6 protein-coding genes are annotated in these 4,815 nt (G+C 61.0%); 2 read left to right on the top strand and 4 right to left on the bottom strand.

The genetic code is table 11. From position 1 onward, the window contains the following. Positions 1-168: 168 nt before the first annotated feature. Positions 169-1,239, bottom strand: a complete 1,071-nt coding sequence (locus JJE47_01455) for a M20 family metallopeptidase (GenBank protein ID MBK5266078.1) — start codon at positions 1,237-1,239, stop codon at positions 169-171. Positions 1,240-1,377: 138 nt separating this feature from the next. Between JJE47_01455 and JJE47_01450 the strand changes: the two genes are divergently transcribed. Then, entirely contained in the window at positions 1,378-1,887 is a 510-nt protein-coding gene (locus tag JJE47_01450) for a hypothetical protein (GenBank protein MBK5266077.1), read from the top strand. On the opposite strand, the gene JJE47_01445 is transcribed toward JJE47_01450, so the two are convergent. Together JJE47_01445 and JJE47_01440 are read right to left on the bottom strand one after the other, a co-directional pair. Beyond that, positions 1,884-2,876: an SPFH/Band 7/PHB domain protein gene (locus JJE47_01445; protein MBK5266076.1), complete on the bottom strand. Its 993-nt coding sequence runs from the start codon at positions 2,874-2,876 to the stop codon at positions 1,884-1,886. The two genes, JJE47_01450 and JJE47_01445, sit on opposite strands and share 4 nt — an antisense overlap. Next, positions 2,877-3,323: an NfeD family protein gene (locus JJE47_01440; GenBank protein MBK5266075.1), complete on the bottom strand. Its 447-nt coding sequence runs from the start codon at positions 3,321-3,323 to the stop codon at positions 2,877-2,879. Between the two features lie 117 nt (positions 3,324-3,440). Here JJE47_01440 and JJE47_01435 point away from each other — a divergent pair, with 117 nt between their 5' ends. Next, positions 3,441-3,869, top strand: a complete 429-nt coding sequence (locus JJE47_01435) for a DUF3151 domain-containing protein (GenBank protein ID MBK5266074.1) — start codon at positions 3,441-3,443, stop codon at positions 3,867-3,869. A 15-nt stretch (positions 3,870-3,884) separates the two neighbouring features. On the opposite strand, the gene JJE47_01430 is transcribed toward JJE47_01435, so the two are convergent. Further along, positions 3,885-4,815: AAA family ATPase (locus JJE47_01430; protein ID MBK5266073.1), on the bottom strand; the 931-nt coding region annotated here is incomplete at its 5' end.

Here is a 4,815-nt window from a genome sequence, read left to right as displayed (position 1 = left end):
TGCTCCTACCTCGATTCGGCGGGTCTGCAGCCGTCTGGAACACAGCCATGGTCGTTTTCCAATCGCTGCTTCTCGGCGGGTATCTGTTTGCCCACGCCATGGTTCGTCTGGCTCCCGGCATGCGAAGACTCATCCAGCTGAAAAGCGAGTTCGGCAGAGGGGCAACCACTAAGCGATGGGCCACTGGTTCTGTTCGGCCATATCGATGATCGTCCACGCCATGGCGAGGGCACCGTCTCGAAGCGCCCGATGGCCGTCCGGCGACACCGTATGGGCGGCGAACTCGGGTTGGTGGTTCACGGCGGGGTAGCAGTCCAGGGACAGTTCCGGGTGGATGGTCGGGACCACGTGGCTCACGTTGCCCATATCGGTTGAACCAGCTTCGCCGGCCGGCAAGTCGGCCCCTCGGGACATGGTGCGTCCCAGGATCGCCGCGTTGGCGTCGAATAATCCCACCATGGTTGGATCCGCGATCAGGTTGTCGAATCGATGTCCGACCTCGGTCATTTCCCAGGTGCAGCCCGTCGCCATGGCGGCCGCTGCGAAACAAGCCTCAACTCGACCGGACAATTCATCCATCCGGTCTTTGTCGGCCGCCCGGATGTACCACGAGGATCGGGTGAACGATGGGACGATGTTTGGAGCGTCGCCGCCGTGGGTGATGATTCCGTGAATCTTGTCGGTCGGATAGAGGGCCTGGCGAAGAGTTGAGACATTGACGTAGGCCTGCACGAAAGCATCGAGCGCGTTGATGCCCAGTTGTGGGGCTGCGGCGGCGTGAGAGTCCTTGCCGTGGAAATCGACGGTGATGTGCCGGACCGCCAGGACTGCCGGGTCGACGACGTCGACCGGGGCGGGATGCACCATCATGGCTGCCGACGCATCGGCAAAGGCACCGGCATTGAGCAGATCTACTTTGCCGCCCGATCCCTCCTCGGCTGGGGTTCCCAGGATGGTCACGCGGATCCCGAGTTCTTCAGCGAGACCCTGGAGTGCAATGCCGGCTCCGAGAGCCGAGGTGGCGATGAGGTTGTGACCGCACGCATGACCGACGACCGGTAGGGCGTCGTATTCGGCACAAATGATGACCTCTCGGCCTGACGATCCGACGGTGGTGACGAAGGCCGTTTCGAGCCCGTACGCCGGTTTGGTAACCGTGAAGCCCCGGCTCCGCAGGTAGGCGACGATGCGTTCGGAGGTCTCGAATTCCTCATATCCGACCTCGGGATTTTCGTACATCCACAGCGACAGGGCCCTGAAGGTCGGCTTCAACCAGATTGAACGCCTCGGTTGCCTGGTCCTTACGGTTCATGACATCCTCCATTTGTGGGCGCAGAGCACCGTAGCACCGGGCTACGTCGCCTACCATCGTTCGGTATGACGACCCGGGTTTGGCTGACTTGTTGCCTTCTGGGGATGGCAGGTTGCGTCTCAGCCACCCCCACCTCGTCGTCGGTATCTGCCAGCCTCCCCCGCTCCACCATCCTGGCAACGACATCGACCACCTTGGTGCAACTTGAGCCTTGCCCGCTGCCTGATGTTGTGATCGGTGTCCCGCCAGCGACCGTGTCGGCGTCGCGGGCGATTGCCAGCGATTATGGCGACCTGTTCACATCGATTCCGGGGACCAGCCAGATTGTCTTTGCGAACGATGAGGGGGAGCCGGCCATGGTGGTGGTCCGAGGATCATTGCCGCCGATCGGTTGGGTGGGAGCCACCGAGCGCTTTGAAGTTCGTGCGTCGACCGGAGCTTTTGGTCCGCTCGCCGACGGTATGTGGGCGCTCGCCTGGGCAGAATCGCCTGACCGGTGTGACGCCTACTCGATATTCATATACCCGCCGGGCACTGCAGACGATGCCCGGCGGGTAGCTGAATCGATTCGTTAGCTTCCGGCCGGCGGCCTGGGGGCCATCGGCGGTGGTGGTACGTCCATCGGCTCTCCAATTGGCATGGACGCCGTGGTGTTGCCCTTGTCGGTGAACAACTCGCCGATCGCGCCGATGCTTCCCAAGATGCCGGAGACTTCCATTGGCATGAAGATCTTTGTGGCGGTGCCGTTGGCGACGGCCGCCAGGGCCTCCAGATACTTGATTGCAATAAGGTCGTTGCTCGGGTTGCCATCGTGGATGGCCTGGTAAACGCGTTCGATGGCCTTGGCTTCACCTTCGGCGACAGTTTCCTTCTGGTAACGGTCGGCTTCGGCGACCCGTTTGATGGCTTCTGCTTTACCTTCGGCCTGAAGAATGTCGCGTTGTTTGACACCCTCGGCCCGCAGAATCGCCGAGGTCTTCTCACCCTCGGCCTCGGTAACGACGGCCCGTCGTTCGCGCTCGGCTTTCATCTGGCGATGCATCGCCTGGGTGACATCGGGCGGTGGCTCGATCCGCTGGATCTCGACCCGCACGACCCGGGTTCCCCACTTGTCGGTGGCATCATCAAGAATCTGGCGTAACTGGGTGTTGATGAGTTCCCGTGACGTGAGCGCCTCGTCAAGTTGGAGCTCACCAACGATGTTCCTCAAGTTCGTTTGGGCCAGTTTGGTGGCAGCCACGATGAAGTTGGCAACGTTGTACTTCAACTTGACCGGGTCGGTCGCCTCGTAATACACGACGGCATCGACGGTTACCGCCACGTTGTCCTTCGTGATGACCTCTTGGGGAGCCACATCGACCACCTGTTCACGCATGTCGACTTTCGTGACGGTCTGGGCGAACGGAATGATGAAATTCAGCCCCGGGTCGACCGTCTTGCGGTACTTGCCGAACGTTTCGACGAGACCCTTCTCGTATTGGGCGACCACCTTGATGGACGCAAACACGAGGTAAAACCCCATGACCGCCAAAAAGATGATTACGAACGCGGCAAAATTAGGCATTCACTCTCCTTCGCTCTTGGTTTCCCTGGCCGGGGTCACGACCAACCGTGTTCCCCGCACTTCGATAATGTCGACGACCGTTCCCTCCGGGATGTCGGTGGCGTCACTTATTGCCCGCCATTCTTCGGCTCCCATCCGGACGGCCCCGGTGCCCTCCACATGGTTGATGTCCTTGATAACGACGGCCGTAGCCCCGTCGAATCGATTGGCGCCGATGGGGTGGACTTCGTCGGATCGAGCGAACCTGCGCATCCACATGAAGGCGAGCGTGCCAGTCGCAACGAAGGCGGCCCACTGGGCTGCGACGGGTAATCCCGTCCATGCCATCACCGCGGCCACTCCTGCCCCGATGGCGAACGGAAGCATGAAGAACCCGGCCGTCGCTACCTCACCTACGACGAGGGCAACTGCCAGGACCGTCCAAAAAGGTCTCCAGAACTCATCCACCCTTGTCTCCTCTCTTTCCAGGGAGACGCCGGGGAATTACTCCGGTTCCCTGGTTCTTTGAGTGTCTAGTCCCATCCTATTGACCAGGGGAGCATTCGACCGTGTATCGTCGCCGATATGTCAAACGTATCGTTCAATGCGGACGGTCCCCCGAACGTCATTTTGCCTGACCCACCGGATGAGCTGCTGGCGGCATTGGCGCGGGCTCAGGCACAACCGCAGACCCATATTGCCGTGGCCAAAGTAGTTGCCCAATTCCCGGAAATCCCTCTGGTTTGGGCGACACTTGGTGAGTTGGTCGAGAGCCAGGCCCTCGACGTGCAGGCCAAAGTCGAGGCGTACGCCTATTTCAGGATCGGATACCACCGGGGACTCGATGCCCTCCGCCAAAACGGCTGGAAGGGCTCCGGATATGTCCGTTGGACCCACCCATCGAATACGGGTTTTCTCCGCAGCCTCGATGGTTTGCGTCGAATGGCCGAAGCGATCGGCGAGAACAAGGAGTCGATCCGCTGCGCCGACTTCCTCCAAATGCTTGACCCGTAGCTATCGCGGGTGACCCTAGAGGATGGTTAGTTCGTCGTTTTCCACTTCGACATGGATCGTTGATCCCTCGGGGTAGGCGCCTTCCAGCAGCTTGATGGCCAACGGGTTGGCGATGGCGGTTTGAATCAGGCGCTTGAGCGGGCGGGCACCGTAGGCCGGGTCGTAACCGTGGTCTGCCAGCCAGTCGAGGCCGGCATCGGATACTGCCAGTGTGACGGCTCGTTCGGCCAGGCGATCCTGAACCAGCGCCAGCTGGATCTCGACGATCTTACGAAGGTCGTCCCTGGTCAAGCGATGGAACACGATGAGGTCGTCGATCCGGTTCAGAAACTCGGGCCGGAAGTGGCTTCGGACGACCGCCATGACCCGCTCGGACACCACCTCGTCGGGGAGGTCCGGCGTGATCATCTCTGATCCGAGATTGGATGTCATGATCAGCACCGAGTTCGAGAAGTCGACGGTGCGGCCCTGGCCGTCGGTCAACCTCCCGTCGTCGAGGAGTTGCAGCAGCACATTGAACACGTCGGTATGGGCCTTCTCTATCTCGTCGAGCAGGATTACCGAATACGGACGACGCCGGACAGCTTCGGTTAGTTGGCCGCCCTCCTCGTAACCGACATATCCGGGAGGAGCGCCGATGAGTCGCGAAACCGAATGCTTTTCCATGTACTCGGACATGTCGATGCGGACCATCGCCTGTTCGTCGTCGAATAGGAACTCTGCCAGTGCCCTGGCCAGCTCGGTTTTGCCAACTCCGGTCGGGCCGAGGAACACGAAGGAACCAATCGGACGCGACGGATCGGCGAGCCCCGCCCGGCTCCGTCGGATGGCGTCTGCGACGACTCTCACGGCGGCATCCTGGCCGACCACCCGGTGGTGCAGATGATCTTCCAGGCGGACCAGTTTTTGGATCTCGCCTTCCATGAGCCGCGACACAGGTACCCCG

It is taken from the genome of Acidimicrobiia bacterium (assembly GCA_016650365.1).
Classification (GTDB): Bacteria; Actinomycetota; Acidimicrobiia; order Spongiisociales; family JAENVV01; genus JAENVV01.
The sequence above is the reverse complement of the archived record's forward strand: the minus strand, read 5'-3'. Positions and strand labels throughout refer to the sequence as shown.